23 protein-coding genes are annotated in these 26975 nt (G+C 70.9%); 9 read left to right on the forward strand and 14 right to left on the reverse strand.

The genetic code is table 11. The features are described from left to right. Positions 1 to 20 precede the first annotated feature (20 nt). Together ACFWPS_RS41700 and ACFWPS_RS41705 are read left to right on the forward strand one after the other, a co-directional pair. Positions 21 to 1127, forward strand: coding sequence for a bile acid:sodium symporter family protein (locus ACFWPS_RS41700; protein ID WP_383715888.1), 1107 nt, complete (start codon positions 21 to 23; stop codon positions 1125 to 1127). Between the two features lie 125 nt (positions 1128 to 1252). Then, complete coding sequence (locus tag ACFWPS_RS41705) at positions 1253 to 1780, forward strand: isochorismatase family protein (RefSeq protein ID WP_383715891.1); 528 nt, start codon at positions 1253 to 1255, stop codon at positions 1778 to 1780. Positions 1781 to 1784: 4 nt separating this feature from the next. Here ACFWPS_RS41705 and ACFWPS_RS41710 read toward each other — a convergent pair whose 3' ends face one another. Further along, positions 1785 to 2504 (reverse strand): SDR family oxidoreductase, encoded by a 720-nt coding sequence (locus ACFWPS_RS41710; protein WP_383715894.1) that lies wholly within the window; start codon positions 2502 to 2504, stop codon positions 1785 to 1787. Positions 2505 to 2642: 138 nt separating this feature from the next. Between ACFWPS_RS41710 and ACFWPS_RS41715 the strand changes: the two genes are divergently transcribed. After that, positions 2643 to 3473, forward strand: coding sequence for a LysR family transcriptional regulator (locus ACFWPS_RS41715; RefSeq protein ID WP_383715896.1), 831 nt, complete (start codon positions 2643 to 2645; stop codon positions 3471 to 3473). 71 nt (positions 3474 to 3544) lie between these two features. Here ACFWPS_RS41715 and fdhD read toward each other — a convergent pair whose 3' ends face one another. From fdhD to ACFWPS_RS41740, 5 genes are read right to left on the reverse strand one after another with little or no spacing between them, the layout of a single operon-like run. Beyond that, entirely contained in the window at positions 3545 to 4393 is an 849-nt protein-coding gene (fdhD, locus tag ACFWPS_RS41720; protein WP_383715899.1) for a formate dehydrogenase accessory sulfurtransferase FdhD, read from the reverse strand. A 7-nt stretch (positions 4394 to 4400) separates the two neighbouring features. Next, on the reverse strand, positions 4401 to 5261 hold the full coding sequence (locus ACFWPS_RS41725) for a 2Fe-2S iron-sulfur cluster-binding protein (RefSeq protein ID WP_383715901.1): 861 nt from the start codon (positions 5259 to 5261) through the stop codon (positions 4401 to 4403). Beyond that, on the reverse strand, positions 5258 to 7075 hold the full coding sequence (locus ACFWPS_RS41730; RefSeq protein ID WP_383715965.1) for an NADH-ubiquinone oxidoreductase-F iron-sulfur binding region domain-containing protein: 1818 nt from the start codon (positions 7073 to 7075) through the stop codon (positions 5258 to 5260). Before ACFWPS_RS41730 ends, ACFWPS_RS41725 begins: the two co-directional genes overlap by 4 nt. A gap of 5 nt (positions 7076 to 7080) precedes the next feature. Further along, positions 7081 to 9000, reverse strand: coding sequence for a molybdopterin oxidoreductase family protein (locus ACFWPS_RS41735; protein WP_383715904.1), 1920 nt, complete (start codon positions 8998 to 9000; stop codon positions 7081 to 7083). Further along, positions 8997 to 9968: a 2-dehydropantoate 2-reductase gene (locus tag ACFWPS_RS41740; protein WP_383715907.1), complete on the reverse strand. Its 972-nt coding sequence runs from the start codon at positions 9966 to 9968 to the stop codon at positions 8997 to 8999. Before ACFWPS_RS41740 ends, ACFWPS_RS41735 begins: the two co-directional genes overlap by 4 nt. A 250-nt stretch (positions 9969 to 10218) precedes the next feature. On the opposite strand from ACFWPS_RS41740, the gene ACFWPS_RS41745 reads away from it, so the two are divergent. The 4 genes from ACFWPS_RS41745 to ACFWPS_RS41760 all read left to right on the forward strand — a co-directional run bounded on the left by ACFWPS_RS41745 (position 10219) and on the right by ACFWPS_RS41760 (position 13557). Next, a complete protein-coding gene (locus ACFWPS_RS41745; protein ID WP_383715910.1) occupies positions 10219 to 11547 on the forward strand; it encodes an OFA family MFS transporter in 1329 nt (442 codons plus the stop codon). Continuing rightward, positions 11522 to 11656, forward strand: coding sequence for a hypothetical protein (locus tag ACFWPS_RS41750; RefSeq protein WP_302832638.1), 135 nt, complete (start codon positions 11522 to 11524; stop codon positions 11654 to 11656). The genes ACFWPS_RS41745 and ACFWPS_RS41750 overlap by 26 nt, the downstream gene beginning before the upstream one ends. A 147-nt stretch (positions 11657 to 11803) precedes the next feature. After that, entirely contained in the window at positions 11804 to 12751 is a 948-nt protein-coding gene (locus tag ACFWPS_RS41755; protein WP_383715913.1) for a beta-ketoacyl-ACP synthase III, read from the forward strand. Between the two features lie 128 nt (positions 12752 to 12879). Next, the gene (locus tag ACFWPS_RS41760) at positions 12880 to 13557 is read left to right on the forward strand and encodes a GntR family transcriptional regulator (protein WP_383715916.1); all 678 of its coding nucleotides are present in this window, start codon (positions 12880 to 12882) and stop codon (positions 13555 to 13557) included. 65 nt (positions 13558 to 13622) lie between these two features. On the opposite strand, the gene ACFWPS_RS41765 is transcribed toward ACFWPS_RS41760, so the two are convergent. From ACFWPS_RS41765 to ACFWPS_RS41775, 3 genes are read right to left on the reverse strand one after another with little or no spacing between them, the layout of a single operon-like run. Beyond that, positions 13623 to 14372 (reverse strand): ABC transporter permease, encoded by a 750-nt coding sequence (locus ACFWPS_RS41765; RefSeq protein ID WP_383715918.1) that lies wholly within the window; start codon positions 14370 to 14372, stop codon positions 13623 to 13625. After that, on the reverse strand, positions 14369 to 15934 hold the full coding sequence (locus tag ACFWPS_RS41770) for an ABC transporter permease subunit (protein WP_383715921.1): 1566 nt from the start codon (positions 15932 to 15934) through the stop codon (positions 14369 to 14371). Before ACFWPS_RS41770 ends, ACFWPS_RS41765 begins: the two co-directional genes overlap by 4 nt. Beyond that, on the reverse strand, positions 15931 to 16872 hold the full coding sequence (locus ACFWPS_RS41775) for an ATP-binding cassette domain-containing protein (RefSeq protein WP_383715924.1): 942 nt from the start codon (positions 16870 to 16872) through the stop codon (positions 15931 to 15933). Before ACFWPS_RS41775 ends, ACFWPS_RS41770 begins: the two co-directional genes overlap by 4 nt. Before the next feature lie 177 nt (positions 16873 to 17049). On the opposite strand from ACFWPS_RS41775, the gene ACFWPS_RS41780 reads away from it, so the two are divergent. Continuing rightward, the gene (locus ACFWPS_RS41780; RefSeq protein WP_383715926.1) at positions 17050 to 17712 is read left to right on the forward strand and encodes a response regulator transcription factor; all 663 of its coding nucleotides are present in this window, start codon (positions 17050 to 17052) and stop codon (positions 17710 to 17712) included. Then, positions 17709 to 18851: a sensor histidine kinase gene (locus ACFWPS_RS41785; RefSeq protein WP_383715928.1), complete on the forward strand. Its 1143-nt coding sequence runs from the start codon at positions 17709 to 17711 to the stop codon at positions 18849 to 18851. Before ACFWPS_RS41780 ends, ACFWPS_RS41785 begins: the two co-directional genes overlap by 4 nt. On the opposite strand, the gene ACFWPS_RS41790 is transcribed toward ACFWPS_RS41785, so the two are convergent. The 5 genes from ACFWPS_RS41790 to ACFWPS_RS41810 form a co-directional block, all read right to left on the reverse strand. Then, on the reverse strand, positions 18844 to 20241 hold the full coding sequence (locus ACFWPS_RS41790; protein ID WP_383715931.1) for an OFA family MFS transporter: 1398 nt from the start codon (positions 20239 to 20241) through the stop codon (positions 18844 to 18846). The genes ACFWPS_RS41785 and ACFWPS_RS41790 overlap by 8 nt on opposite strands. Position 20242: 1 nt before the next feature. After that, entirely contained in the window at positions 20243 to 21631 is a 1389-nt protein-coding gene (locus ACFWPS_RS41795) for an OFA family MFS transporter (protein WP_383715934.1), read from the reverse strand. A gap of 126 nt (positions 21632 to 21757) precedes the next feature. Continuing rightward, positions 21758 to 23932, reverse strand: coding sequence for an acetate--CoA ligase family protein (locus ACFWPS_RS41800; RefSeq protein WP_383715937.1), 2175 nt, complete (start codon positions 23930 to 23932; stop codon positions 21758 to 21760). 4 nt (positions 23933 to 23936) lie between these two features. Continuing rightward, complete coding sequence (gene frc, locus ACFWPS_RS41805) at positions 23937 to 25169, reverse strand: formyl-CoA transferase (protein WP_383715940.1); 1233 nt, start codon at positions 25167 to 25169, stop codon at positions 23937 to 23939. Positions 25170 to 25181: 12 nt separating this feature from the next. Next, positions 25182 to 26879 (reverse strand): thiamine pyrophosphate-binding protein, encoded by a 1698-nt coding sequence (locus tag ACFWPS_RS41810; protein WP_383715943.1) that lies wholly within the window; start codon positions 26877 to 26879, stop codon positions 25182 to 25184. Positions 26880 to 26975 lie beyond the last annotated feature (96 nt).

The raw sequence follows: 26975 nt of genomic DNA on the forward strand, positions 1-26975 counted from the left end.
CGACCCGCAAGTGGAGCACCGTGAAACGCCTGACCTGGCCCAGTCGGATGCCGATCGACCCGTACGTCCTGCTCCTGCTCGGGACGGTATGCCTCGCCGCGCTCCTCCCGGCCCGGGGCACGGCCGCCGACGTGGCCTCCGGCGCCTCCACGGCCGCGATCGCCTTCCTCTTCTTCCTCTACGGCGCTCGTCTGTCCACCCGTGAGGCCGTCGACGGGCTGCGGCACTGGCGGCTCCATGCCACGGTCCTGGTCTGCACCTTCGTGATCTTCCCGGTGCTCGGCGTGGCGGCCCGCGGGCTGGTGCCGGTCCTGCTCACCCATCCGCTCTACCAGGGCCTCCTCTTCCTGACCCTGGTTCCCTCCACCATCCAGTCGTCGATCGCCTTCACCTCGATCGCGCGCGGCAACGTGCCCGCCGCGATCTGCGCCGGTTCCTTCTCCTCGCTGGTCGGCATCGTCCTCACCCCGCTACTCGCCGCCGTGCTGCTCGGCAACAGCGGGGGCGGCTTCTCCGCCGACTCGATCGTCAAGATCGTGCTCCAGCTGCTGGTGCCGTTCGTCGCCGGGCAGCTGCTGCGGCCGTGCAGAATCAAATGGGACCGCGCGCAGCGCGTCGAGCAGGGTGGTGGTGGGCGACGGGTGGGCAGCTTCGTCGCCCGGCACAAGAAGATCCTCGGCCTGGTCGACCGCGGCTCCATCCTGCTCGTCGTCTACACCGCGTTCAGCGAGGGCATGGTCCGGGGCATCTGGCACCAGGTCAGCGCGGTCCGGCTGGCCGGGCTCCTCGCCGTCGAGGCCGTACTGCTCGCCGTGATGCTCGTGCTGACCTGGTACGGCGCCAGGGCGCTCGGCTTCGGCCGCGGGGACCGCATCGCCATCCAGTTCGCCGGGTCGAAGAAGTCCCTCGCCTCCGGGCTGCCCATGGCCAGCGTCCTGTTCGGCGCCCACGCCTCGCTGGCCGTGCTGCCGCTGATGCTCTTCCACCAGATGCAGCTCATGGTGTGCGCGGTCATCGCCAAGCGCCGCGCCCACGACCCCGAGGCCCAGGAGACGGCCGAGGAAACCCCGGCCGCCCCCGCGGCGGAGTCACGGCCCGCGGTCGGCACCGGGACACTTCGCCGCTGAGTTGTGGCCGCGGCCGTGGCTCACGGGCGCCGCCCGCCCGTCGGCGGCTGCCGAACGCGGCCAGTTCACGGGCCTGTTGATCCGGATTTCCGGTACGGACGGCTCATGACGGCTAACGTTCCGTCATGACCGTACCCCTGGCGCTCGATCCGGCGCGTACCGCCCTCGTCCTCGTCGACCTGATGGACCGCATCGTCGCGCTGCCCCTGGAGCCCCGCATGGGCACCGAGGTCCTGCACGCGGCCGAGGAACTGGCCCACTCCTTCCGCGCCGCCGGCGCGCCCGTGGTGCTCGTCCGCGTCGAACGACCCTCCCAGGCGGAGCAGCCGCCGGGCAGCGGACTGGTGGCCGGACTCAGGAAGGAAGGGGACGTGGAGATCGTCAAGCGGACGATCGGCGGCTTCCAGGGCACGGAACTCGACGCCCGGCTGCGCCGGCTCGGTGTCACCCGGCTGGTGTTCGGCGGCATCGCCACCAACCTCGGCGTCGAGTCCACCGCCCGCGCCGCCGCCGACCTCGGCTACGACCTGGTCTTCGTCGAGGACGCCATGGCCGCCCTCACCGGCCCCGAGCACGAGGCGTCCGTGCGGCTCGACTTCCCGCGCCTCGGCACGGTCGTGACCGCCGCCGACGTCCGCCTCACCCCCGCCTGACCGCTCAGACCAGCGTCCCGCCGCCGTCCACGACCACCACCGACCCGGTGCTGTACCCCCCGCGCATCAGGTACAGATACGCCTCCGCCACATCCGTCGGCTCGCCGACCCGCCCCACCGGCAGTGACTCGGCGGACGACCGGAACAGCCCCTCCCGGTCCGCCTCCGGCAGCTCCCGCCACAGTTCGGTGCGCACCACCCCGGGCGAGACCACGTTGACCCGAAGCGGTGCCAGCTCCAGGGCCAGCGCCCGGGTCAGCGACTCCATCGCCCCGCACAGCGCCGACGCGACGCTGGAACCGGGCAGCGGCCGGTGCCCCGCCGTCCCCGTGGTCAGCACCACCGACCCGCCCGGGCGGATCGACCCGGCGCCGTACTTCACCGCCGCGTACGCACCCCACAGCCGGGTGTCCAGAAAGCTCCGGGCCGCCGCGATCTCCGTCCCGGCCACCGTCTCAAGGAGGATCGAGTCACCGGCCGTGTACACCAGGTGGTCGTAGGCCCCGACCCGCGTGAAGAAGCCGCGCACCGCGTCCTCGTCCGTGGCGTCCAGGACCTGCCCCTCGACGCCCTCCGGCAGCACCTTCAGCGCCGCGTCGACACTCTCCTGCCGGCGCGAGGCCACGACCACCCGCGCGCCCTCCCGTGCCGCGCCCTCGGCGACCGCGAGCCCGATACCCGACGTGCCACCGATGACGACGACACGCTGTCCCTGCAGACCCATGGCAGATCCCTCTCCAAGCCGATGTTCCGTCCCGTTCGGACATCTCCACCCTGCGGTCGCGGGGCGTCGGCCGTCCAAGACCTCTTTCGGCTGCGGCGATACCCTGTAGACATCGCCACCCGGGAAGGAGCCGCGGTCATGGACCTGGACCTGCGCAAGGTCCGCTACTTCACGGCGGTCGCCGAACTCCTCCACTTCGGCCGGGCGGCGGAGCGGCTGCACATCGCCCAGCCCGTGCTGAGCCGCCAGATCCGCGCGCTGGAGAAGGACCTGGGCGCCGAGCTGTTCGTACGGGACAGCCACGGCGTAACCCTGACCGACGCCGGGCACCAACTCCTCGAAGACGCCCGTCAGTTGCTGGCCGCCGCCGACGGAACCCGGCGCCGCGTCGTACAGGCCGCACGCGGTCGGCGGCGGCTGGTCGTCGGCTTCCGCGCCGGTGTCGTCGTCACCCGGGCGCTGCGCGCCTTCACCGCGGCACACCCGGACATCGAGGCCAACGCCCGCCGCGTCGAGTGGGACGACCAGGAGCAGCTGATCCTCGACGGCACCGTCGACATCGCCTACGTACGGCTCCCGATCCGTGAGGAGGGGCTCGAACTGCGGCCCCTGTACAGCGAGCCCCGCGTGGCCATGCTCCCTGACCGGCACCGGCTCGCCGGGAAGCAGGAGATCTCCCTCGCCGACCTCGACGGCGAGACGTGGCTGCGCTACAACGACCCCCGGCCCGGCGACCTGCCGCTGCGCACCATCGAGGAGAAGTTCGAGTGCGTGGCCGCCGGCACCGCCATCACGATGGTGCCCCGCTCGGCCGCCGAGCAGTACTCCCGCCCGGACATCGTCTACGTCCCGGTCGTCGACGCCGAACCCGACCGGGTGCTGCTGGCCTGGGCGGCCGGCCGCCGCTCACCGCTGGTCGCCGCGTTCGCCGAGGCCGCGGCGGACATCGGGGCGCCCGGCTCCGACTGAGGCGGGGCCCCTGCGGCGCAGGGGGCGCTCCCCGCCGGTCGGGGCCCCGCCGCCGTGACGCGGGGAACCGGTCAGCCCTGGGCGGCCGCGGCCCGCAGAGCGATGCGGTCCTCGCCCGCGTACACGTTCATGTTGCTGCCCCGCAGGAAACCGACCAGGGTCAGCCCGGTCTCCGCCGCCAGGTCCACCGCCAGCGAGGACGGCGCGGAGACCGCCGCGAGCACCGGGATGCCCGCCATCACGGCCTTCTGCGCCAGCTCGAAAGAGGCCCGCCCGGAGACCAGCAGGATCGTCCGGGACAGCGGCAGGTCGCCGTTCTGCAGGGCCCGGCCGACCAGCTTGTCCACCGCGTTGTGCCGGCCCACGTCCTCGCGGATGTCCAGCAGCTCGCCGTCCTCCGTGAACAGGGCCGCCGCGTGCAGCCCCCCGGTCCGGTCGAACACCCGCTGGGCCGCGCGGAGCCGGTCGGGGAGGCTCGCGAGCAGCTCGGGTCCGACCCGGACCGGGGGAGTGTCGGCTATCGGCCAGCGGGCCGTCGTACGCACCGCGTCGAGACTCGCCTTGCCGCACAGCCCGCAGGAGGAGGACGTGTAGACGTTCCGCTCCAGGGTGAAGTCGGGGAGCTTCACGCCCGGCGAGGTCCGCACGTCGACCACGTTGTATGTGTTGGAGCCGTCGACCGTGGCGCCCGCGCAGTAGACGATGTTCTGCAGGTCGCCGGCGGCCGCCAGGACGCCCTCGCTCACCAGGAACCCGGCCGCCAGCGCGAAGTCGTCGCCGGGGGTGCGCATCGTGATCGCGAGGGGTTTCCCGTTGAGTCTGATCTCCAGCGGTTCCTCGGCGACGAGCGTGTCCGGCCGGGCGGAGACCGCTCCGTCGCGGATGCGGATGACCTTGCGTCGTTCCGTGACTCGTCCCATGGTCTGATCAGCCCCGGTTCTGTACGTGCTGGTAGCCGAAACGGCCCTTGATGCAGAGATTGCCGTGGGTCACCGGGTTGTCGTGCGGCGAGGTGACCCTGACTATCTCATTGTCCTGCACGTGGAGCGTGAGGTTGCAGCCCACACCGCAGTACGCGCACACGGTGGTCGTCTCCGTCTGCCGTGACTCGTCCCAGGTGCCCGCGGCCCGCATGTCGAACTCCGACTTGAACGACAGCGCCCCGGTGGGACACACCTCCACACAGTTCCCGCAGTACACGCATGCCGAGTCGGTCAGCGGGGCGTCGTGCTCGACGGCGATCCGGGCGTCGAAGCCGCGCCCGGAGACGGAGATCGCGAAGCTGTTCTGCCACTGGTCGCCACAGGCGTCCACGCACTTGTAGCAGAGGATGCACTTTCCGTAGTCGCGTACGTACAGGTCGTTGTCGACCCGGGGTTCCTCGTCGACGCGGGCCGCGTCGGGGCCGAAGCGGTCCGGCTTCGCCGCGTACTCCTTGATCCACTCGGTGGCGCGCGGGGTCGTGGACAGGTCCACCGAGGAGGCCAGCAGCTCCAGGACGATCCTGCGGCTGTGCCGGACGCGTTCGCCGCCGGTCCGCACCACCATCCCCGGCTCGGCCTTCCGGGAGCAGGCGGGCACCAGGGTCCGCGACCCCTCCACCTCCACCACGCACACTCGGCAGGCGTTCTTCGGGCGCAGGGTGTCGCCCTCGCACAGGGTCGGCACGTCCTTCCCGGCCGCCCGGCAGGCGTCCAGGACGGTCGAGCCCTCCGGGACCCGTACCTCCTGGCCGTCGATCGTGAACTCCAGCAGCCGGCGCGGGATCCCCAGCGGTGTCACGGTCATTCGTACGCCCCCAGACGGTCGATCGCGGATTCCACGGCGTTCCAGGCGGTCTGGCCGAGACCGCAGATCGAGGCGTCCCGCATCGCCCGGCCGACGTCGCGCAGCAGCGCGACGTCCCCGGCCGCGTCGGCACCGGTGCGTGCGACGATCCGGTGCAGTGCCTCCTCCTGCCGGACCGTCCCGACCCGGCAGGGCACGCACTGCCCGCAGGACTCGTCCCGGAAGAACCGGGCTATCCGGAGCAGGAGTTGCGGGAGGGGCACGGTGTCGTCGAAGGCCATGACCACACCTGAGCCGAGCGTGGTACCCGCCTCCCGGGTGCCCTCGAAGGTGAGCGGGATGCCGAGTTCGTCCGGCCGTACGAAACCCCCGGCCGCGCCGCCGAGCAGGACCGCGCGCAAGTTCTCACGCACCCCTGCCAGTTGGAGCAGCTCGCCGAGGGTGGCGCCGAAGGGGAGTTCGTAGACGCCGGGGCGGGCCACGCTCCCCGACACGCAGAACAGCTTCGGGCCGGTGGACTTCGCCGTCCCGATCGCCGCGTACGCCGGGGCGCCCATGGTCAGGATCGGCAGGACGTTGACCAGTGTCTCCACGTTGTTCTCGACCGTCGGCCTGCCGAACAGCCCCTTCTCCACCGGGAACGGCGGCTTCGAGCGCGGTTCGCCCCGGTACCCCTCGATGGAGTTGAACAGGGCGGTCTCCTCGCCGCAGATGTACGCCCCGGCGCCGCGCCGGATCTCGATGTCGAAGGCGAAGCCCTGGCCGAGGATGTCGTCGCCGAGCAGGCCGCGGGCACGGGCCCGGTCGACCGCGTGCCGGACACGGCGGATCGCCCGCGGATACTCGCCGCGGAGGTAGACGAAGCCCCGGTGCGCACCGATCGCGTACGCCGCGATCGTCATCGCCTCCACGAGGGAGTACGGATCGCCCTCCATGAGCACGCGGTCCTTGAAGGTGCCCGGCTCCGACTCGTCGGCATTGCAGACCAGGTAGTGCGGATGGCCGGGCTGGGACGCCGTGGCCTGCCACTTGCGGCCGGTGGGGAAGGCGGCGCCACCGCGCCCGACCAGGCCCGCGTCGGTGACCTCGCGGATGACCCCGGCGGGGCCGAGCCCGAAGGCGTGCCGCAGGGCCGTGTAGCCGCCGTTCGCCCGGTAGTCGTCGAGCGAGGACGGGTCGACCACGCCCACCCGCCTCAACAGGGTCAGACCTTCCTGTCCGGCCTGGGGCACGGCCAGCGCCGCCGGCGGTTCCTGCGGCGCCGAGTCGGGCGCGGTGGCCGCGAGGACGGCCGCCTGCACGGTCGCCGGCGCCGCCACCGCCGTACGCACCGGATCCCCGGCCCGGATCGCGAGGGCGGCCGGGGCCCGCTCGCACAGACCCAGACAGGGGCTGCGCTCGACGTGCACCCCGGGACCGGCACTCTCCTCCACGGCGGCGGCCAGTCCGGACGCCCCGGCCGCCGTGCACGCCAGGTCCGTGCAGACGTGCAGGACGCTCGCCGGGCGGGGCCTGACGGAGAACATCGCGTAGAAGGTGGCGACCCCGTAGGCCTCCGCCGGGGGGACCGTCAGGCGGCGGCACAGGTAGCCGAGGGCGCCCTCGCTGATCCAGCCGATCCGGTCGTTGATCGCGTGCAGCCCCGGCAGCAGCAGGTCGCGGCGGTCCCGGGCCTCCCGGCCGCCGCGCGCCCACCTCAGATCCGCGTCGGAACGGTCGGCGCCCTCCCAGGAGGACTCCGGAGGGCCCAACAGGGCGTCGACGGCGTCCCGTTCGTCGTCCGTCGGCTTGCTGTCGCCGAAGTGCAGGTCCACTTGCGTCACCTCACGATGGTCGCGACCGGGAGCTTCTCGATACGGATCGCCGACGCCTTGAACTCCGCCGTCCCCGCGATCGGGCAGTTGGCCTCGATCGTCAGCTGGTTGGTGTCCACCTCGTCGGGAAAGTGCATGGTCATGAAGGCGAGACCGGGGCGCAGCGCCGTGTCGATCCAGACCGGGGCCACCACCGCGCCCCGCCGCGAGGACACCCGGACCTCCTCGCCGACGACCACCCCGTACCGCTCGGCGTCCTCCGGGCACAGCTCGATGTACTCGCCGCGCCGCAGCGGGGAGGCGTAACCGCCGCTCTGCACCCCGGTGTTGTAGGAGTCGAGTCGGCGCCCGGTGGTGAGCCGGACGGGATACTCCTCGTCGGTGAGGTCGACCGGCGGATCGTGCCGCACCAGCCCGAACGGCGCCGGCGTCCCGCGCCTGTCCGGGTCCGTCTCCCACAACCGGCCGTGCAGGTACGTCGGTTCGAGGCGCTCGGTGCTCGGGCACGGCCACTGGATGCCCTGGTGCTCGACGAGACGGTCGTACGTCATCCCGTAGTGGTCCGGGGAGACCGACCTGAGCTCGTTCCAGACGGCCTCCGCGTCCGCGTACTTCCAGTCGTGGCCGAGCAGGGCCGCCAGCGCGCAGAGGATGTCGATGTCCGCACGGGCCTCGCCGGGCGGGGTGACCGCACGGCGTACCCGCTGGACCCGGCGCTCGCTGTTGGTGGTGGTGCCCTCGGTCTCCGCCCAGCCGGCGGTCGCGGGCAGCACCACGTCGGCCAGCTCCGCCGTCTTCGTGAGGAAGATGTCCTGGACGACGAGGAAGTCGAGGGCGCTCAGGCGCCGTACCGCCTGCTCGCTGTCGGCCTCCGACTGGGCCGGGTTCTCGCCGATGCAGTAGACCGCCTTGAGCGTGCCCTCCTCCATCGCCTCGAACATCTCGGTGAGGTTCAGCCCGTAGTGCGGCTGGATCTCCGTGTCCCAGGCCGACTCGAACTTCAGCCGGGCGTCCGGGTCGAGGATGTCCTGGAAGCCGGGCAGGCGGTTGGGGATCGCGCCCATGTCGCCGCCGCCCTGCACGTTGTTCTGGCCGCGCAGCGGCTGCAGCCCGGCGCCCCACCGGCCGACCTGACCGGTGAGCAGGGAGAGGTTGATCAGGGCGCGGACGTTGTCGGTGCCGTTGTGGTGCTCGGTGATGCCGAGGGTCCAGCACAGCTGGGCGCGCTCGGCGCGGGCGTAGGCGTGTGCCAACTCCCGTATCGCACGCGCCGGTACGCCGGTCACCTTCTCGGCGAGGGAGAGCGTCCAGGGCTCCACGAGCGCCTTGTACTCCGCGAAGCCGGTGGTCGCCCGCTGGATGAACGCCTCGTTGGCCAGCCCCGCGTGGATGATCTCCCGGCCGATCGCGTGCGCCATCGGGATGTCCGTGCCGACGTTCAGCCCGAGCCAGCTCTCCGCCCACTCGGCGGTGGAGGTGCGGCGCGGGTCCACGGCGTACATCCGGGCGCCGCTCCTGATCCCCTTCAGCACGTGCTGGAAGAAGATCGGGTGCGCGAAGCGGGCGTTGGAGCCCCACATCACGATCACGTCGGTGTGCTCGATCTCCTCGTACGACGACGTGCCGCCGCCGGAGCCGAAGGCGGCGCTCAGGCCGGCCACGCTCGGCGCGTGACAAGTCCGGTTGCAGGAGTCGACGTTGTTGGTGCCCATCACCACCCGGGCGAACTTCTGGGCGACGTAGTTCATCTCGTTGGTGGCGCGGGCGCAGGAGAACATCCCGAACGCGTCCCGGTTGCGTTCCAGACCGCGGGCCGCGCGGTTCAGGGCCTCCTGCCAACTCGCCTGCCGGAAGGGCTCGTTGCGTGAGTCCCTGACCAGCGGGTGGGTGAGGCGGGTGTAGGTCTTCGGTTCGCGCTTCCTCATGCGGCGCTCCTCAGCGCGAGCAGGTCCGAGATGGCGTGCACGGTGCGCAGGGTGGGTACCTCCACACCGGTGATCCCCGCCAGCTCGACGACGGCCGCGAGCAGCACGTCGAGTTCCAGCGGCTTGCCGCGTTCCAGGTCCTGGAGCGTGGAGGTGCGGTGGTCGCCGACCTTCTCGGCGCCCGCGAGCCGGCGTTCTATGGAGATCCCGACCTCGCAGCCGAGCGCCTCGGCGACGTCGAGCGTCTCGCGCATCATGATCTCGATGACCCGGCGGGTACCGCCGTGCAGGCACATCTGCCGCATGGTGGCGCGGGCCAGCGCGCTGATCGGGTTGAAGGAGATGTTGCCGAGCAGCTTGAGCCAGATGTCGTTGCGCAGGTCCTGCTCCACCGGGCACTTCAGTCCGCCGGTCTGCATGGCCTCGCTGAACCGCAGGCAGCGCTTGGACACGCTGCGGTCGGGCTCGCCGATCGAGAACCTGGTGCCCTCCAAATGCCGTACCACGCCCGGGGCTTCGAGTTCGGTGGCCGCGTAGACCACGCAGCCGAGGGCCCGTTCGGGGGCGAGTACGGCGCTGACGGCACCGCCCGGGTCGACGCTCTCGACGCGGTGGCCGTCGTAGGGGCCGCCGTGCCGGTGGAAGTACCACCAGGGGATGCCGTTCTGGGCGGCGACCACCGCCGTCCGCTCGTGCAGCAGCGGCTCGACCAGCGGCCCGCACGCCGCGTACGAGTTCGCCTTCAGACCCAGGAAGACATAGTCGACCGGGCCGACCTCGGCCGGGTCGTCGGTGGCGTGGGCGTGCGCGGTGAAGTCGCCGCGCGGGCTCAGCACCCGTACTCCGTACTGCCTCATGGCCGCCAGATGGGGTCCACGGGCGATGAGATGCACATCGGCGCCCGCGCGGTGGAGCGCGGCACCGACGTAGGCGCCGATCGCACCGGCGCCGAGGACTGCGACTTTCACGGAACACTCCGTTCGGTTTGAGGGATACCGCGGAGGTGGCCTCGGGGGAGACCGGGTCGTGTCCGGGTCGGGTCCGGATCGTGTGAAGCATCGGCCGAATCATGTCGACGAAATATTGTCTACAGTATGGAGTCGAGGGCGACAAGGGTTCGGACAGCGACCGTTCGGCGCATTCTGGATACCGCTCAACGCACACGATCGAGTCGTCGGGTTCTCAACCACCCTGACGTGGCCCTACCGTTCGGGACTCATGAGCAGCCCCCCTGTAGCACCGCCGGGCTGGAGCCGCTGGCTCGTCCCGCCCGCCGCCCTCTCCGTCCATCTCTCCATCGGCCAGGCCTACGCCTGGAGCGTGTTCAAGCCGCCGCTCGAATCCGCGCTGAACCTGAGCGGCACCCAGAGCGCGCTGCCCTTCCAGCTCGCGATCGTGATGCTCGGTCTGTCGGCCGCGTTCGGCGGCACCCTCGTCGAGCGCAACGGACCGCGCTGGGCCATGACCGTCGCCCTGGTCTGCTTCTCCACCGGCTTCCTGATCTCCGCACTGGGCGCCGAGACCAAGCAGTTCTGGCTGATCGTCCTCGGCTACGGCTTCGTCGGCGGCATCGGCCTCGGTATCGGTTACATCTCGCCGGTCTCCACGCTGATCAAGTGGTTCCCGGACCGGCCCGGCATGGCCACCGGCATCGCCATCATGGGCTTCGGCGGCGGCGCGCTGATCGCCTCGCCCTGGTCGGCGCAGATGCTCTCCTCCTTCGGCAGTGACAACGATGGCATCGCGCTCGCCTTCCTGGTGCACGGGCTGTCGTACGCCGTCTTCATGACCCTCGGCGTGCTGCTGATCCGCGTCCCGCGCACGGAGAAGCCGGTCGTGGACGCGCCCAGCGCCTTCGCGGGGGTGCAGGTCTCCGCGAACAGCGCGATCCGCACCCCGCAGTTCTGGTGCCTGTGGGTCGTGCTCTGCATGAACGTGACCGCCGGCATCGGCATCCTGGAGAAGGCCGCCCCGATGATCACGGACTTCTTCGCCGACAGTTCCACCCCGGTGTCGGTGTCCGCGGCGGCCGGGTTCGTCGCTCTGCTGTCCGCCGCCAACATGGCGGGCCGCATCGGCTGGTCGTCCACCTCCGACCTGATCGGCCGCAAGAACATCTACCGCGTCTACCTCGGCGTGGGCGCCCTGATGTACCTGCTCATCGCGCTCTTCGGCGACTCGTCCAAGCCGCTGTTCATCCTCTGCGCGCTGGTGATCCTCTCGTTCTACGGCGGCGGCTTCGCGACCGTCCCCGCCTATCTGAAGGACCTCTTCGGCACCTACCAGGTCGGCGCCATCCATGGCCGGCTGCTCACCGCCTGGTCCCTCGCCGGGGTGCTCGGGCCGCTGATCGTCAACTGGATCGCCGACCACCAGAAGGACGCGGGCAAGCACGGCTCCGACCTGTACACCCTGTCCTTCGGCATCATGATCGGTCTGCTCGTCGTCGGATTCATCGCCAACGAGCTGGTCCGGCCCGTCCATGTCCGCCACCACATCCCCGCCCCGAGGGAGGCCGTCGATGTCGAACGAGAGCAGCCGGCCTGAGCCGGACCGCCGCTGGCTGATCGCCGTCGCCTGGCTGTGGGTGGGCGCGCCGTTCGCCTACGGGGTGTACGAACTCGTACAGAAGGCGACACAGCTGTTCAACGGGTGAGCCGGGGAAATGCTCGGGCGTCCGGGGGTCTGCAAGAAGCCGACAACTCGGCCGCCTGTTTCCTGTGGCCTTACGTGCCCTCGTACCCGTGAGTCACTGAACAGACTGGTGGGCCCACACCGAGGCAACGAGGGGGACCCACCACCCATGAACGGCTCGCGCATCGCCGCCGTCGGCCACTACCAGCCCGCCAGGGTACTCACCAACGAGGACCTGGCGGGCATGGTCGACACCAGTGACGAGTGGATCCGCAGCCGGGTGGGCATCAGCACCCGGCACATCGCCGGACCCGACGAACCCGTCGACGAGCTGGCCGCGAACGCCGCGGCGAAGGCCCTGGCCGCGGCCGGCCTCACCCCCGCGGACATCGACCTGGTCCTGGTCGCCACCTCCACGGCGATCGACCGCTCCCCGAACACCGCCGCGCGCGTCGCCGCCCGGCTGGGTATCCCGCAGCCCGCCGCCATAGACGTCAACGTCGTGTGCGCCGGCTTCACCCACGCGCTCGCCACCGCCGACCACACCGTCCGGGCGGGCGCCGCCACCCGCGCGCTCGTCATCGGCGCCGACAAGATGTCCGAGGTCACGGACTGGACCGACCGCACGACGTGTGTCCTGGTCGGCGACGGGGCGGGCGCGGCCGTGGTCGAGGCCTGCGGGCCGGGCGAGGAGCCCGGGATCGGGCCGGTGCTGTGGGGCTCCGTCCCCGAGATGGGCCACGCCGTACGGATCGAGGGCACCCCGCCCCGGTTCGCGCAGGAGGGGCAGAGCGTCTACCGCTGGGCCACCACCCAGCTGCCGCCCATCGCCCGGCGCGCCTGCGAGAAGGCCGGGGTGGACCCCGTGGACCTCGCGGCGGTCGTCCTGCACCAGGCCAACCTGCGGATCATCGAACCCCTTGCCGCGAAGATCGGCGCGGTCAACGCGGTCGTCGCCCGCGACGTCACCGAATCGGGCAACACCTCCGCCGCCAGCATCCCCCTCGCCCTCTCCAAGCTGGTCGAACAGGGACGCGTCTCCGGCGGCGACCCGGTCCTGCTGTTCGGCTTCGGCGGCAACCTGTCGTACGCGGGCCAGGTCGTGCGCTGTCCGTGAGAGCGCGTTCTGCGGTGTGACGTGGTCAACTCCCGCTTCCCCTGGCAGTTGTGCGCCGTAGACTGTAGACGAAAGACAATCGATACTGAGTGTTCGCTCGTAACGGGTGTCTGCCGAAGGGGGACCCGATGTTGTCAGCCGGACTGCCGCAGGGTGCGGTGCCCAAGCTCGAACGCCCCGGACCGCTCCGCGACCGTGTCTACGAGGCGCTGCTGGAACTCATCACCACCCGCTCCCTCCGGCCCGGCCAGCATCTCGTGGAGAGCGAACTCGCCGGCCACCTCGGTGTCTCGCGGCAGCCGGTGCGCGAGGCGCTGCAGCGGCTGAACACCGAGGGCTGGGTCGACCTCCGGCCCGCCCAGGGCGCGTTCGTCCACGAGCCCACGGAGGACGAGGCCGACCAACTCCTCACGGTCCGCACCCTGTTGGAGGCGGAGGCGGCCCGGCTGGCGGCGGCCAACGCGGGCAGTGCGGGAGTGGCCGCCCTCGAATCCCTCTGCGCCGAGGGTGAGAAGGCGGTCGCCGCGGACGACGTGGACGGGGCCGTCGCCCTGAACGCCGTGTTCCACGCCAAGATCATGGACCTGGCGGGCAACGCGGTCCTCGCCGAACTCGCCGCCCAGGTCGACCGCCGGGTCCGCTGGTACTACACCCCGGTGGCCCGCCAGCGCGGCCACCAGTCCTGGATCGAGCACCGCGGACTCATCGCGGCGATCACAGTCCGGGACGAGCAGCTGGCGACCCGCCTGATGCGCGAACACACGGAGCACACCCGGCGGTCGTACCACGAGCGGCCGAAGGCCTGACCACGCAGTCCCGGGGGGCGCCCCGGCGCCGGTGACGCCCCGTCAGAAGCCGGGCGGCGAAGCCGCTAGGTGTCGCGCATACGCAGCAGCAGACCGCCGGCCAGGAGCGCCGCGGCGGCCCACCCGGCGGTCACGCCGAGACCGGCCCAGGGGCCGATGGGCAGGCTCCCGAGGTCCGTGGTGGCCTGGACGGCGAGCCCGGCGCTCATCGGCGCGATCCGCTGGAGCAGACGCTGCCAGTGCGGGGTCCCGGTCGCCTGGGAGAGGGCGGGGACCAGGTACAGCAGGCCGAGGACGATCCCGGTCCCGGCCGCGGAGTCCCGTACGACGGTGCCGACGCCGAGACTGAGCAGGGCGATCAGGGCCAGGTAGAGGACCGATCCGAGGGCCGCACGCAGCGTGGGGCCGTCGGCCGGGGACAGGGCCGGGTGGCCGGGCAGGAGGAGCCGCCCGGCAACCAGCGATCCGAGAACCGCGGCGGTCCCGCCCGCGGCCACGACCCCGGTGAGTGTGACGGCTTTGGCCGCGAGGACGGCGGCCGGGCACGGCACCGCCGCCAAGGTGGTGCGGATCATGCCCGTGCCGTACTCGCCCGCGACGACCAGGACCCCCAGGACGACGACCAACGCCTGGCCGAGCTGAATGCCGGTGAGGCTGAGCCGGGTCGGGTCGCCGCAGCCGGCGGACCCGCAGGTCACCACCGAGGCCACGCCGGCGCTCAGGGCCACGGTGGCCGCGACCGTGCCGAGCAGCAGCCACCGAGGGCCGGGGACGGTCCGCAGCTTCGTCCACTCCGCGTGCAGGGCCGGCCTCATGCGTCCCTCCTGCGGAGCAGGACGGCGGCCACGGCCAGGCTCACCAGCGCGTAGCAGGCCAGGACGGCGAACCCGGCCCACGGCGTGAGCGGGTAATAGCCGTCGTACGGCGTGTAGATGCTCGTCACCTGGTGATACGGGACGAGTGTCTGCTGGACGGCGAAGCCCGCGGCCGGGGTCACCCGGGCCAGCCAGTTCGACACTCTCGCGGGCATGAACGGGTTGGCGATCAGAAGGTAGGGCACCACGACGGCCACGACGGCGGTGGTCACCGCGCCGGCACTGCGCCGGAGGACGGTGCCGACGGAGAGGGCCAGGACCGAGGCGGCCGCGAGCAGCGCCGCGATCCCCAGCTCCACCCGCAGTTCGGTCGAGGACGTCACCGGGAAGACGTACCCGCCGTGGGCCCGGGCGAGCCGTACGCCGAGCGGGACCGCGAGGACCGCTCCCGCCAGCCCGGCGACGAAGGTGACGCCCCCCAGCACCGCCGCCTTGGTCACCAGCACCCGGCTTCGTCCCGGGCAGGCGGCAAGCGTCACCTGGATCAGGTTCTCCCGGTACTCCGTGGTGATGAACAGCGTCCCCACGACGACCACCGTGACCAGCGCGGCGAACGTCCCGGTGAGGATGTCCCCGAGGGTGCCGCCGGTGGGCAGGGTCTCGCGAACCGCCGGTGCCATGTCGCCGGCGCCGGTCACCGTGAAACGGCCGCCGGATCCCGAGAACGAACCCGACGTGGTGCGCGGGTAGCCGGCGAAGGTGGGGGATTCCGGGCCCACCTGGTCGCCCGCCCAGCTGCCACCGGCCCATCCGCCCCGGACCCGGAGATCGCCGAAGACGGCAGTGGACACACTGCCGCGCGTGCCCAGGCCGTCCACGGCGGGTGGAGACGCGACGAACAGCCCGCCCTGCGCGGTCCGTCCGAGTTCACGCATGTGCACGGTGCCCACCTTGGTCCAGCGCGTGCCGTCGGCGGAGGCGTAGCCGGTGATCGCGTCGCCCGAGCGGTCCAGCCGCAGCCAGTGCACAGCCGCGGCGGAGTCGGAGTGGGCGTCTGAACCGGGGTGACCGGCCGTGTCGTTGACGTAGTCGTTCTGCATCCGCACGCCGTGGCTGCCGGTGACCATGATCGCGGCGTACGGCGATCCCGGTCGGGTGCTCGCCTTGATGACGAGCCCCGCCTTCGCCCATGGCACGGTGCCGGACCGCAGGTGCCCGGGGCTCCTCGGGATGCTGCTCCTGAGCGCGGAGACGGAGACGGTGATGCCGCCGTCTCCGGCCAGCGGCCGGTGCACGAAGTAGAAGCTGTCGGTGACCGGCTCACCGCCCGGTCCGACCGGAACGGGCGGTGAGCCGAGCTGATCGCTGCTGACCCCGGCGAGCACGGCGACCAGCACCGGCAGCAGCGCCGCCACCACCATGGCGAACACCCAGCCACGGACCGTTCGGAACTTGGTCCACTCCGCGCGCAGCACGTGGGCGAAGCCGATCCCCTTGCCCGGCCGTCCAAGCCGTCGCCCGGCCCACCGGCCGGAACGGGACATCGTGACGGTGCCGGTCACCGTGCGGCCTCCGTGGGCGTCGCGGCGCGGAACTCGACGGCGTCGCGGGTGAGTTCCAGGTAGACCTCCTCAAGGGTGGCGCGGTGTGCCGACACCTCGGAGAACGGCACGGCGCTCTCGCCGAGCAGCCGGACGATCCGGTCCGCGGGCAGACCGGCGAAGGTGACGGTGTCGCGGCCGGTGGCCACCACGGTCGCACCGGCCCGGGTGAGCGCCCTGATCGTGTCCGTCCCGGCCGTGGTCCGCAGGGTCACCCGGTTCCCGGACGCGGCCGCGATCAGGTCGGCCACGGCCGCGTCGGCGACGGCCCTGCCGCCCCCGACCACCACCAACCGGTCCGCCGTGTCCTGTACCTCGCTCATCAGATGGCTGGAGACCAGCACCGCGCGGCCCTCGGTGGCGAGCGACCGCAGGAAGCCGCGCATCCAGATGATGCCGTCGGGGTCCATGCCGTTGAACGGCTCGTCCAGCATGACGACCGGTGGGTCACCCAGCAGGGCCGCGGCGATCCCGAGCCGTTGCCGCATGCCGAGCGAGTAACCGCCAGCCTTGCGCCGGGCCGCCGGAGCCAGGCCCACCTGCTCGATCACCTGGTCCACCCGGCGCACGGCCAGGCCCTGAGAGTGCGCCAGCCACAGCAGGTGGCCTCGCCCGCTGCGGCCGGGATGCAGTGCCGCCGCGTCCAGCAGCGAACCGACATGGGTCATCGGATGCCGAAGGCTCCGGTACGGCTTCCCCCCGATGAGCGCGGTGCCCTCCTCGACCGCGTCGAGGCCGAGGATCACTCGCATGGTGGTGGACTTCCCGGCCCCGTTCGGCCCCACGAAGCCGGTCACCACACCCGGACGGACGGTGAAGGACATGCCGTCGAGGGCCACGGTCCGCCCGTACCGCTTGCACAGTCCGGCGACGACGATTCCCGGGGTGCTCACAGGCACGGGCTCACGGTGCGATGTGTACTCATGCCGAGGGTTTTACGCAGTACCCGGTTCCGGCCCGGTCGCGGCGGCTGCGACCCGGCTGCAACCGGGTATCTGGCATTGTCGGGGCATGGCATCCCGACCCGGCCGCAGGCGCGGCCGCCCTGCCCGCACGACGACCCGCGGTGAGCGGCGATGAGGGTGCTCGTGGTGGAGGACTTCGAAGTCCTCGCCCGCTCCCTCGGGACCGGACTGCGCCGCGAGGGCATGGCCGTCGACGTCGTCCTGGACGGAACCGCCGCCCTCGACCGGCTGGCCGGCACCCGCTACGAGGTGGTGATCCTCGACCGGGACCTGCCCGGCGTCCACGGGGACGAGATCTGCCGGCAACTCGCCTACGGCCGCAGCGAGACCCGCGTTCTGATGCTCACCGCCTCCGACACCATCGAGGACCGTGTCCACGGGCTCGGTCTGGGCGCCGACGACTACCTGCCCAAGCCGTTCGCGTTCGCCGAACTGGTCGCCCGCGTCCGGGCGCTGGGCCGCCGCACCACTCCGCCGTTGCCGCCCACCCTGGCCTGCGGGGACATCACCCTCGATCCGGCCCGCCGCACGGCGTTCCGGGCCGGCCGGCGCCTCGGTCTGAGCCCCAAGGAGTTCGCCCTCCTCGAATGCCTGCTCGCCGCACCCGGTCTGGTCGTCTCCGCCGAGGAACTGCTCGAACGCGTCTGGGACGAGGCCGCCGACCCCTTCAGCAGCGCCGTCAAGCACACCATGCACCGGTTGCGGGCCAAGCTCGGTGACCCGCCCGTGATCGAGACCGTCCGCGAGGGCGGCTACCGACTCGGTCCGGCATGACCGCCCCGCAGCCCGCCAGCAGGTCCTTGCGGACGCGGCTTGCGCTCGCCTACGCGGCAGGCGTCTACGCCGCCGGGGTCTTCGTGCTCGTCTGCGTCGCCGTCCCGCTCGCGGGTGTCCGGTCGGCGAAACCCAAGGGCCACCCCTCATCGGATGCGATCACCGGAACCGGGAACGGGATCAGCCTGCCCCAGCTCCTCACGGGGGCCGCCGTCGCCCTGGTCGTTCTGATTCCCGTCGCGCTGGCTCTCGGCTGGTTCGTCGCCGGCCGGTTCCTGCAACCGCTGCGCGCCATCACCGCCACCGCCAGGATCATCTCCGCCGGCGACCTGCACCGGCGGCTCGACCTCGGTGAGCCCACGGACGAGCTGACCGAGCTCGGTCGCACCCTCGACGACCTGTTCGCCCGCCTCCAGGCCTCCTTCGACGCCCAACGCCACTTCGTCGCCAACGCCTCCCACGAGCTGCGCACCCCCCTCGCGGGGCTGCGCACCCTCCTCGAAGTCGCCCTCGCAGACCCCGACGCCGACGCCGACGCGCTGCGCTCGGCCTGCCAGGAGGCCCTCGCCCTCGGCGGCCATCAGGAACGGCTGGTCACGGCACTGCTCGTGCTCGCCACCAGCGAGCGCGGAATCTCCCGCCGGGACAGCATCGACCTCGTCCAGGTCGTCGAGGGGGTGCTCGCCACCCGCCGTGACCGAGCGACGGGGAGCGGCATCGACCTCGCCGAACACCTGGCGCCCGCGGCGACGGCCGGGGACCCGAGGCTCGTCGAAAGCCTCGTCGCCAACCTCGTCGACAACGCCATCCGGCACAACCACCCCGGCGGGCACGTGGAGATCACCACGCGGACCGACGGCACCCAGGCGGCCCTGACGATCGCCAACAGCGGGCCTGTCATCCGGGTGGACCAGGTCGAGCGTCTCTTCCAGCCCTTCCAGAAGGCAGCGGACCGGGGCGGCCGCGGCGACGGCCACGGTCTCGGCCTCGCCATCGTCAGGGCCGTCGCACAGGCCCACCATGCCACTGTCACGACCACCGCACGCCCCGAAGGGGGCCTGGCGGTCACCGCACGGTTCACGGCCGGGTCCCGGACGCCGATCCGGGACCCGGCCGTGGAAAGCGGAACCGTCAGGTAGCCGTCTGCGGCCGGACCGCCCCCACCTTCGCCGCCGTCCCCCGCCCCGGCTGCCGCAGCAGCAGCGCCACCCCCGCCGCCAGCATCGAGATACCGCCGGCCAGGGCGTAGGCGCCGTTGTAGCCCCAGGCGCCGACCACCATGGAGCCGAGGCCGCCGCCGAAGAGGCCGCTGACGAGCTTGCCGCTGTAGACCAGGCCGTAGTTGGTGGCGTTGTAGTTCTCGCCGAAGTAGTCCGGGGTGAGGGCGGCGAAGAGCGGGTAGAAGGCGCCGCCGCCGAAGCCGGAGAGGAAGGCGAAGAACAGGAACAGCCACTCGCTCTTGACGTCACCGGCCCAGATCACGCCGAACTGGGCGAGGCCAAGGACGACGATGACGAAGACGAGGGTCGGTTTGCGGCCGAGGCGGTCGGAGAGCCAGCCGACCACGCCGCGGCCGACGCCGTTGATGACCGCCATCACGCCCATGGACGAGGCCGCGACCAGGGGGCCGAAGCCGACGTCCTTCGCGAAGTCCACCTGGAAGGAGATACCGAAGATCGAGACGCCCGCCGTCATGACGATGGAGATCCACATCAGGGGGAGCATGCCCGTGCGGATCGCCTCCTTCGGCGTGAACTGCCTTACCGCGGGCGGGTTCTTGGCGAGGGCCGTCGCGGTCCTGGTGTCGCTCGCGTGGGCGAGCGGGTCGACGTCGGCCGGCCACCAGTTCTTCGGCGGGTCCTTGAAGAAGAACGCCGAGACCAGGACCACGACCATCACGTAGACGCCGATGAGGTCCAGGACGCGGTGGTAGTTCGCCGTGTCGAAGGCGTAGTTGAAGATGAAGATGAACGGGAGCGAGCCGTACGCGAAGCCGCCGTTCACGAAACCAGTGCGGGCGCCCCGGCGTTCGGGGAACCACTTGCCGACCATGTTGATGCAGGTCGCGTAGACCAGGCCGGAGCCCAGCCCGCCGATCACGCCGAAGCCTAGGATCGCCAGCCATATCTCGCTGATGTGGGAGAGGGCCAGGAAGCCGATCAGGCACATGCCGGAACCGGTGTACATCGCCCGGCGGGCCGTGAGGATGCCCCTCTCGCGCAGCCAGCCCGCCGGGAACGCGATGCCGGCCTGGAAGAACACCCAGACACTCAGGATCCAGAAGGTGTTGGACTGCGTCCAGCCGTGCGCGTGGGACAGGGTGTCCTCCGCGGAGCCGTACGCGTACTCGAAGACGCTGATGGCCATCATGGCGATCCACGGCAGGTACACCATGATGTTGCGGGAGTGGCCGAGGATGTCCCGGTCGGTCTCCCCGATCCGGTACACCCGGCCGCGCGCGTCCGTGACCTCGCGGTACGGACGTCGTCCGGCGTCGGTGCTGTTCGTGGCTACAGGGTCTGCCGTCATGTCACGCCATCTCCTCGCCGAGCGGCTGCGGGTTGGGGACGATGCGCCGGGCGCTGGGCCTGCCCGGTGCCTTGAGGAAGAGGGCCAGCACTGCGGAGGCCAGGCCGACGGAGCCCGCGAGCACGAACGCGCCGTGGTAGTCCCACTCACCGACGACAACCGCGCCCAGACCGGAGCCCACCAGGCCGGAGATCAGCTTGGAGCTGTAGACCATCCCGTAGTTGGTGGCGTTGTTGTTCTCACCGAAGTAGTCCGCCGTCATGGCCGCGAAGAGCGGGAAGATCGCCCCGCCGCCGAACCCGGAGACCATGGAGCAGAAGAGGAAGAACGGCATGCTGTGCATCTGGCCGGAGACCAGGACACCGAACTGTGCCGTACCGAGCACGATGCAGACGATGATGAGGGTGTGGCGGCGGCCGTAGCGGTCGGAGATCCAGCCGATGACACCGCGCCCGGTGCCGTTGACGATGGCCTTCAGGGACATGGCGGTGGCCACGATCCCGCCCGCGAACCCCATGTCCTTGCCGAACGGCACCTGGAAGGCGATGCCGAAGATGTTGATCCCGGCCGTGCAGAGCAGACAGAACCACATCATCCACAGGACGGGTGTACGGGCCGCCTCCCTCGGGGTGTACTGCTTGACGGCCGGCGGGTTCTTCTCCAACGCCCGCCGTATTTTCGGGTCCTGAGTGGCCTTCAGCGGATCCACGTGCGGAGGCCACCAGTTCTTCGGCGGGTCCTTGAAGAACCAGCCGGCCGACGCCACCACCAGACACAGCCCGATGCCGACCGAGGACAGCAGGACCTTGTAGTTGCCCAGGTCGAGGACCGAGGTGAACAGGAACACGAACGGCACCGACCCGTAGGCGAAACCGCCGTTCACGAAGCCCGTCTTGCCGCCCTTGCGCTCCGGATACCACTTGCCGACCATGTTCACGCAGGTCGCGTAGACGAGACCGGCGCCGATGCCGCTGCACATGCCGAAGCCGAGATAGGCGACGACCACGTTCGGCGCGAACGCCAGCGACACATAGCCCAGCAGCGTGCCCACCGCGCCGATCAGCATGGCCGTACGGGCGGGGAGCCGTCCGCCCTCCCGCAGCTGTCCGGCCGGGAAGGCCACGGCCGCCTGGAAGAACACCCAGACGCCCATCAGCCAGAAGATGTGCCCGCTGCTCCACAGATACGCCTCGTGCAGCGTGTCCTCCGCCGACGTGAACGCGTACTCGGCGGAGCTGATGCCCATCATGCCCACCCAGGGCAGGATGACCATCCATTTGCGTGTCCGGCCCATGAGATCGACATCGCGTTCGCCGATCCGGTACCTGCGGCCGTTGCGGTCCGTCACCTCCCTGAAGGGGACGGACGCCGTTAGATCGATGGATGACATGTTCGCTCAGCACCCCTTGCGTCGAAAGCTCTGGCCAGCGCCCCCTGTCCAATGCCTTTCGTGCGCGCACGGGTCCCGGGGCCGGCCGGGGACGCGCTCCGCCGGCCGGCCCCTTCCTCGGCTACGTCATGACCCGCCCCCCAACCGATCGCTCCCCGGCCGTCCGCTCCCCAGCAGCCCGGCCGCCCGCGCCCAGCGGTACTTGGCGCCGAGCACGGCCACCGGCCGTTCGGTCGTGTACGGGTACGCCACGACCCCCCGCTCGTACAGGTACTGGCAGGCCTCCTCGACCTCGACGTCCCCCGCGAGCGAGGCGACGACCGGCTTCTCGACGCCCCGCTCCCGGAACTCCGCGACCACCCGCGCGGTCAGCTCCGCGAACACCATCGGCGGGGTGACGATGGTGTGCCAGTAGCCGAGGACCAGCGCGTGGATCCGCGGGTCCTCAAGACCGAGCCGGATCGTCGCCTCGTACGTCGACGGCGGCTCGCCGCCCGTGATGTCCACCGGGTTGCCGGCGGCGCCGAAGGGCGGGATGAAGCGGCGGAACGCCTCGTCCAGGTCGGGCGGTATCTCCATCAGGGAGAGCCCGTTGTCGGTCACCGCGTCGGACAACAGCACACCGCTGCCGCCCGCGCCGGTGATGATCACGACGTTGTCGCCCTGCGGGGGCGGCAGCACCGGCAGGCCGCGGGCGTACTCCAGCATGTCGTTCAGGCCCGGTGCCCGGATGACGCCCGCCTGCCGCAGGATGTCGTCGTACACCGCGTCGTCGCCCGCGAGCGCGCCCGTGTGCGAACCGGCCGCCTTGGCCCCGGCCGCCGTACGGCCCGCCTTGAGGACCACGACAGGCTTCTTGGGTACGGTGTTCCGCGCCGCCTCCACGAAGGCGCGGCCGTCCTTCAGGTCCTCCAGGTGCATCGCGATGCACTCGGTGTGCGGGTCCTCGCCGAACCAGGTCAGCAGGTCGTCCTCGTCCAGGTCCGACTTGTTGCCGAGGCCGACGATCGCCGACACACCCGTCTTGGTGGTGCGCGCGAAGCCCAGGATCGCCATGCCGATCCCGCCCGACTGGGACGTCAGCGCCACCCCGCCCTTCACGTCGTAGGGCGTGCAGAACGTGGCGCACAGGTCCTGCCAGGTGGAGTAGTAGCCGTAGATGTTCGGGCCGAGGAGACGGATGCCGTAGCGCTCGCCGATGGCGACGATCTCTTCCTGGAGCTCGTGCTCGCCGGTCTCCGCGAAGCCGGAGGGGATCAGGACGGCGTTGGGGATCCGCTTCCGGCCCACCTCCTCCAGCGCCGCTGCCACGAACTTGGCGGGAATGGCGAAGACTGCCACGTCCACCTCTCCGGGAACGTCCGTGACACTCTTGTACGCCTTGCGGCCCAGAATGTCATCGGCCTTGGGGTTCACCGGATGGATCTCCCCGGCGAAGCCGCCGTCCACGAGGTTGCGCATCACCGAGTTGCCGATCTTGCCCTGCTCGTTGGAGGCGCCGATCACGGCGACGGAGCGGGGCTGCATCAGCCGGCGCATGGAGGTGAGGATCTCGTCGCGGGTGTACTTCCTGCGCTCCGGCGGCTGCTTCTCCGCGAGGATGATCCGGATGTCGGCGGCGACCGCGCCTTCCGGCGTGGCGATCACCGGGTTGAGGTCCACCTCGGCGATCTCCGGGAAGTCCGCGACCAGTTGGGAGACCCGGCGGATCTGTTCGGCGACCGCCCACCGGTCCACGCCGGCCTGCCCGCGCACCCCGCGCAGCACCTCGGCCGCCTTGATGGAGTCCAGCATCGACAGCGCCTCGTCGGCGGAGACGGGCGCCAGCCGGAAGGTCACGTCCTTCAGCACCTCGACCAGCACCCCGCCCAGCCCGAAGGCGACGACCTTCCCGAAGGTGGGGTCGGTGACCGCGCCGACGATGACCTCCGTGCCCTTCGGCAGCAGCTCCTGGACCTGGACGCCCTCGATCCTCGCCTCGGCGTCGTAGGCCTTCGCGTTCTGGACGATCCGGTGGAAGGCCGCCCGTACGTCCGCCGCGCCCTCCACCCCGACGACGACCCCGCCCGCGTCGGTCTTGTGCAGGATGTCCGGCGAGACGATCTTCATCACCACCGGCCCGCCGAAGCGTGCCGCGTACGCCACCGCCTCGTCGACGTCGGTGGCCAGTTCCTCGCCCGGTACGGCGATCCCGTACGCGTCGGCGATCACCTTGCCCTCCGGCGCGGTGAGCGCGGTACGGCCCGCCGCCCGCACCGAGTCGAGGAGTTCACGGACCCGCAGCTCCCGGTCCTCTGCCATCACGTCAGATCACTCCGTTCGACTTGAGCAGGCGCAACTCCTCGTCACCGAGGCCGAGTTCGCCGATGTAGACCGCCTCGTTGTGCTCGCCCAGCAGCGGCGAACTGGTGACGTCGACAGGGGAGTCGGAGAGCTTGAGCGGGCTGCCGACGGTGACGAACTCGCCGCGCTCGGGGTGCGGGACGGTGACCACCATCTCGTTGGCGACCAGCGACTCGTCCTCGATGATCTCCTTGGTGGACAGGATCGGCCCGCACGGGATGTTGTGGGCGTTGAGCCGCTCCAGCACCTCCCACTTGGGGAGCGTCGAGGACCACTCCTCGATCAGCTGGAACATCTTGTTGAGCTTGGGGAGACGGGACTCCGGGGTGGCCCACTCGGGGTCGTCCGCGAGCTCAGGCCGGCCGATCAGCCGGGTGATCGGCTGCCAGCCGACGGGCTGCACGATGACGTACACGTAGTCGTTCGGGCCGCCCGGCGCGCACTTGACCGCCCAGCCGGGCTGGCCGCCGCCGGAGGCGTTGCCGGAGCGGGGCACCTCGTCGCCGAAGTCCTCGTTCGGGTACTCGGCGAGCCGGCCGTGCGTCAGCCGCTGCTGGTCGCGGAGCTTGACCCGGCACAGGTTCAGTACGGCGTGCTGCATGGCGACGTTGACGCGCTGGCCGCGGCCGGTGCGCTCCCGCTGGAAGAGCGCCGCCAGTATTCCGGCTACTGCATGCACCCCGGTGCCCGAGTCACCGATCTGCGCGCCGGTGGCCAGCGGCGGCCCGTCCTCGAAGCCGGTGGTGGCCATCGAGCCGCCCATCGCCTGGGCGACGACCTCGTACGCCTTGAAGTCGGTGTACGGGCCGTCCCCGAACCCCTTGATGGAGGCGTACACGATCCGGGGGTTGATCTCCTTGATGCGGTCCCAGGTGAACCCCATCCGGTCGACCGCGCCAGGGCCGAAGTTCTCGACCATGACGTCCGAGCGCCGGATCAGCTCGGTGAGGATCTCCTTGCCGCGCTCGGTCTTGGTGTTGAGGGTGATGCTCCGCTTGTTGCAGTTGAGCATCGTGAAGTAGAGGGAGTCGATGTCCGGGAGGTCGCGCAGCTGCTTGCGCGTGATGTCACCGGTCGGCGCCTCCAGCTTGACCACGTCCGCACCGAGCCAGGCGAGCAGCTGGGTGGCGGAGGGGCCCGACTGGACGTGGGTCATGTCGAGGACGCGTATGCCCTCAAGTGCCTTGGTGGTCATGGGCGTTCCACCTCACTTGTACATGGTCTGGTTCATGGTTCCGGGGGCGTACGCGTCCGGGTCTACCCAGACGTTGATCAGCGACGGCTTGCCGGACTCCCGGGCCCGGCGCAGGGCGGGGCCGATGTCGGCGGGGTCGCGGACCTCCTCGCCGTAACCGCCAAGCATCTGGGCGAACTTGTCGTAGTGGACGTCCCCGAGGGTGTTGCCGACCCGCTCGCGCTCCTTGCCGTACTTGGCGGCCTGGCCGTAACGGATCTGGTTCATCGAGGAGTTGTTGCCGACGATCCCGACGAAGGGCAGGTCGTAGCGGACCAGGGTCTCGAAGTCCCAGCCGGTGAGGGAGAAGGCGCCGTCGCCGAAGAGGGCGACCACCTCCTTGTCGGGGCGGGCCTGCTTGGCGGCCAGCACGAAGGGGACGCCGACGCCGAGGGTGCCGAGTGGGCCGGGGTCCATCCAGTGGCCAGGGGACTTGGGCTGTACCACTTGCCCCGAGAAGGTGACGATGTCGCCGCCGTCGCCGATGTAGATCGAGTCCTCGGTGAGGAAGTCGTTGATCTCGCTGACCAGGCGGTACGGGTGGATGGGCGAGGCGTCCGACCTCAGCTGCGGCAACCGCTTCTCGATCGCCGTCTGTTCGGCGGCGCGCAGCTCGTCGAGCCACTCCTTGCGCCTGGAGGCCCCGCCATTGCTGTATCCGTTAAAAGCGTGCCCCGAGGCCGCCTCGGTCACCGACTTCAGCACCAGCCCCGCGTCGCCGACGATCCCGAGGTCGATGTCCCGGTTCTTGCCGACCGTGCGGTAGTCGAGGTCGATCTGGACGACGGTCGCGGTGGGGGAGAGGCGCTTGCCGTAGCCCATGCGGAAGTCGAAGGGGGTGCCGACGATCACGATGACGTCGGCGTTGGAGAAGGCGTACCGGCGGGAGAGCTGGAAGTGGTGCGGGTCGCCGGGCGGCAGGGTGCCGCGGCCCGCGCCGTTCATGTACGCCGGGATGTTGAGGGTCCGTACCAGTTCTATGGCGTCTGCGGTGCCGCGGGTCGTCCAGACCTGGCTGCCGAGCAGGATGGCCGGTTTCTCGGCGTGCACGAGGAGGTCGGCGAGCTTCTCGATCGCCTCCGGGTCGCCGGCCGAGCGGGTGGCGGCCCGGTAGGCGCCCGCCTTGGGGATACGGGCCTTCGACGCCGGGACCTTGGCGTCGAGGACGTCGCGGGGTATCTCCAGGAAGGACGGGCCGGGCGCGCCGTGGTAGCACTCGCGGAACGCCATGGAGACCATGTCGGCGGCGCGGGCGGTGTCCGGGACGGTCGCCGCGAACTTGGTGATCGGCGTCATCATGTCCACGTGCGGCAGGTCCTGCAGGGACCCCATCTTGTGCTGGCTGAGCGCCCCCTGGCCGCCGATCAGCAGCATCGGGGACTCCGCGCGGAAGGCGTTGGCGACCCCGGTGACGGCGTCGGTCGTACCGGGACCGGCCGTGACGACCGCGCAGCCGGGCCTGCCGGTGATGCGTGCGTAGCCGTCGGCGGCGTGGGCGGCCACCTGCTCGTGGCGGACGTCGACGACTTCTATGCCCTCGTCGACGCAGCCGTCGTAGATGTCGATGATGTGGCCGCCGCACAGGGTGTAGATGCGGTCGACCCCCTCTGCCTTCAGCGCCTTGGCAACGAGATGACCACCGGAGATCACGTCCTGGGTGTCGTCGGGCATGGCGAAGTCCTGTCCCTTCGTAGGGGGTGGGATGTCGTCTTCGTATATTGCATACAGTCGACGAATACTGTATGAACCTTGTTATCCCGCATCCGG

The sequence above is a fragment of the Streptomyces sp. NPDC058457 genome (assembly GCF_042720695.1).
Lineage (GTDB): Bacteria > Actinomycetota > Actinomycetes > Streptomycetales > Streptomycetaceae > Streptomyces.